We start from the raw sequence: 1,772 nt of genomic DNA, 5'->3' as shown, positions 1-1,772 counted from the left end.
GTCCCCTGCTCCGACGAGATGCAGAAGCGGGAGCGCCGCTCCTGTGGCCAGCCGGACTTCCTGCTGCGCAGCGTGCGCTGACACTTCACGTTCGGGCCCTTCGCGGGCCCGATGTGCCATGAACCTCAAGGAGCCTGATGGATGAAAGCCAAGGCAGGATGTCTGGCCGGGAACTGGACAGGCGATATGGCCAGACGACGTGTCAGCACGTCAAGTGCGCTCTGCCGACTCAACCCTCCTCTGTCGCACAGGCAGACTCACCATCAGAAACAGGAAACCATCATATGACGCTCTTTGCCGAACTGGGGATGCGCTATCCCGTCATTCAGGCCCCCATGGCGGGCGTGCAGGACAGCGCCCTGGCGATGGCGGCGACCAGTGCGGGGGCACTGGGCTCCCTGCCTGCCGCCATGCTGAGTGGTGCCGATCTGCGCCAGGAGCTGAGCCGCCTCGCCGCCAGCGGGCCGGGCCCATACAACATCAACTTCTTTTGCCATCGGCAGCACGAGCCGGAACCGGCAGCGGAGCAGCGCTGGCGCCAGGTACTGTTACCCTATTACGCCGAGTTCGGGGTGGATGCCGCTGCGCCGTCGCGAGCCCCCTCTCGGGCCCCCTTCAATGACGAGCATGCGGCCCTGCTTGCAGAGTTCAAACCTGCCGTGGTCAGTTTCCACTTCGGCTTGCCCGAGCCCGAATTGCTTGCCCAGGTAAAAGCCACAGGCGCAAAAGTGTTTGCCAGCGCCACCACGGTGGCAGAAGCGCAGTGGCTTGCTGACCACGGAGCCGATGCCGTCATCGCCCAGGGGCTGGAGGCGGGTGGCCATCGCGGTCACTTCCTGAGTGAGGATCTCAGCTTGCAGCAGGGCACCTTTACCCTTCTACCACAGGTAGTGGCGGCAGTGGATCTGCCTGTCATCGCCGCCGGGGGCATAGTCGACGGCAAGGGGATCAAGGTTGCCTTGACACTGGGGGCCAGCGCAGTCCAGATGGGAACGGCGTTCCTCTGTTGCCACGAGGCGACGACCTCGCCCCTGCACCGTGCGGCGCTGAAGGGGAGGCATGGCCAACACACCGCACTGACCAATCTGTTCAGCGGCCGTCCGGCGCGGGGGATAGTCAACCGCTTGATGCGGGAACTCGGCCCCCTTTCGGCGCTGCCGCCAGACTTCCCGTATGCCAGCGGCGCATTGGCTCCGTTGCGTGCCGCAGCCGAAAAGGCGGGAGACCGCGGTTTCTCGCCACTCTGGGCCGGGCAGAACATATCGGGTTGCCGCTCCATGGCGGCAGCCGAGCTGATCGCTGCCTGGGTTGCTGAGGCAGGACTGGTCTGAGCGTCACTTTGCGATTCTCTTCCTTTATATATGGATTGATATGGTCAGCAACCCTTCGAACAGGAGACGGGCAGAGAGGAACGGGAGGCAATAGGGTGCAGAATGAGCCCTTTCCGGGCTTGTCCTGTGAGTAAGTCTGTATAAAAGCTGTGTTTTGATATGAATAACTAAGAATTTGCATTTTTTTGCAATTTTATTGCGATGAAGGCTTGCCAATGTGATCTATGTCTCTATAATGCGCCTCCATCGACAGGGCAAGCGGCAACGCAAACAAGCCGGTCGGTAGCCTCGAAAAGCCTTTGAAAATAAGGCTTGACTCGAGAAGGCGGTTGAGTAGAATGCCACTCCCGCAGCAGCCAAAAGCTGCGTCGCTCTTTAACAATTTGAATCAAGCAATCTGTGTGGGCACTCACAGCATCGAGCATCAAAAACAATTTTTGA

2 protein-coding genes and 1 pseudogene are annotated in these 1,772 nt (G+C 60.3%); 2 read left to right on the top strand and 1 reads right to left on the bottom strand.

Annotated elements, in window-relative coordinates:
• Both G5358_RS20965 and G5358_RS20960 read left to right on the top strand, forming a co-directional pair.
• Positions 1–81, top strand: a pseudogene (locus G5358_RS20965) (ribonuclease); the annotation flags it as partial.
• A gap of 203 nt (positions 82–284) precedes the next feature.
• Entirely contained in the window at positions 285–1,331 is a 1,047-nt protein-coding gene (locus tag G5358_RS20960) for an NAD(P)H-dependent flavin oxidoreductase (protein WP_052815223.1), read from the top strand.
• Between the two features lie 230 nt (positions 1,332–1,561).
• Here G5358_RS20960 and G5358_RS20955 read toward each other — a convergent pair.
• Positions 1,562–1,772, bottom strand: a 211-nt coding sequence (locus G5358_RS20955; RefSeq protein ID WP_421324869.1) for a hypothetical protein, incomplete at its 5' end; no start/stop codon positions are given.

This window comes from Aeromonas sp. 604176, assembly GCF_049170755.1.
Classification (GTDB): Bacteria; Pseudomonadota; Gammaproteobacteria; order Enterobacterales; family Aeromonadaceae; genus Aeromonas; species Aeromonas veronii_A.
This window is presented reverse-complemented; position numbering and strand designations above follow the sequence as displayed.

What these genes read in the sequence shown, in the direction of transcription:
- G5358_RS20960 (WP_052815223.1), top strand. Translation starts at nt 285, where the DNA reads ATGACGCTCTTTGCCGAACTGGGGATGCGCTATCCCGTCATTCAGGCC.